We start from the raw sequence: 509 nt of genomic DNA, 5'->3' as shown, positions 1-509 counted from the left end.
GTGTGAGGCTGTCGCACTCACACTTATCGGTAATCTGTTTTGTTAAAGAGCGAAAACGAATTATAAAGCATTTCATCTAATTGTCAATCAAAACTTTTCTTAAAACCTCGAAAAATCAGACCAACTGTGATATACTTACCTGTTCGTTCAATCACCGCCGAAGCAGCGAAGAACCGAACTATACCCCTTACCTCGAAAACCGTCAACTCCTAAACAACAAAAAATTCCACAAAACCTAACAACAACCTGAAATACAAAGACTTTTATTTTAAATCAAAAACAGCAAAGGTCGTCTGAAATCCATTTCAGACGACCTTTGTATTTTCTTACTGCCTAAATCAATCAGCCGATTTCATTATACTTAGTCGGCAAACTGTTTTTTCATGCGTTCGCGGCGTTCTTGTGCTTCTACGGAAAGTGTAGCAGTCGGGCGGGCAAGGAGGCGTTTGAGGCCGATAGGCTCGCCGGTATCCGCGCAGAAGCCATAATCTCCTTCGTCGATGCTGCGG

General features: G+C 42.4%; 1 protein-coding gene. It reads right to left on the bottom strand.

Annotated elements, in window-relative coordinates:
* Nucleotides 1-361 precede the first annotated feature (361 nt).
* Nucleotides 362-509: TraR/DksA family transcriptional regulator (locus tag ACTHTS_RS11025; RefSeq protein ID WP_440370059.1), on the bottom strand; the 148-nt coding region annotated here is incomplete at its 5' end.

This window comes from Neisseria sp. P0019.S003 (assembly GCF_051957115.1).
GTDB lineage: Bacteria > Pseudomonadota > Gammaproteobacteria > Burkholderiales > Neisseriaceae > Neisseria > Neisseria flavescens_D.
The sequence above is the reverse complement of the archived record's forward strand: the minus strand, read 5'-3'. Positions and strand labels throughout refer to the sequence as shown.